This window comes from Rothia nasisuis (genome assembly GCF_928381405.1).
Lineage (GTDB): Bacteria > Actinomycetota > Actinomycetes > Actinomycetales > Micrococcaceae > Rothia > Rothia nasisuis.
Genome location: NZ_CAKMSB010000057.1, coordinates 1 through 405, shown reverse-complemented (window position 1 = coordinate 405; position 405 = coordinate 1). Strand labels below are relative to the sequence as shown.

Annotated in this window: 1 protein-coding gene; it reads left to right on the top strand. The window is 73.8% G+C overall.

Translation table 11 applies throughout. The features are described from left to right. Positions 1-405 (top strand): hypothetical protein (locus tag L6966_RS12015; RefSeq protein WP_237233476.1); only part of this gene is annotated, 405 nt, incomplete at both ends.

Sequence of the window (405 nt, the reverse complement as noted above, 5' to 3'; positions counted from 1 at the left end):
CTGTGCGATCCGGCGGGCCCGGAGCGCACGCCGGTGCAGGCGGCTCTCGAATACATCCGCTGGAAGGACGAGGGCCACGCGCTGGCCGCGGGCGGCTTCGCCGACGACGCCTCGCGCAAATGGGCGGAATCGCTGGCGGCCCATCTGGTGGCGCGCTCGGACCGGCAGGTCGCCGTGCGGATCCGCACCGGCGAGGCGCTGCTGGTGCGCGTGATGAGCGACATGGTGGAGGTGCTGCAGGACGGCGCCTCGCGCGTGTTCGACATCTGCGCGATGGCGAATGCGCCGGCCGACGCCGTGCGCGTGCTCGCCTTCGATACCGCCACCGCGGCGTTCGGCGCCCGGCTGGGCCGCATCCTCGACAGCGTGTGCGAGCACGGGGGCGAAGACGGGCCGGACTGGGAC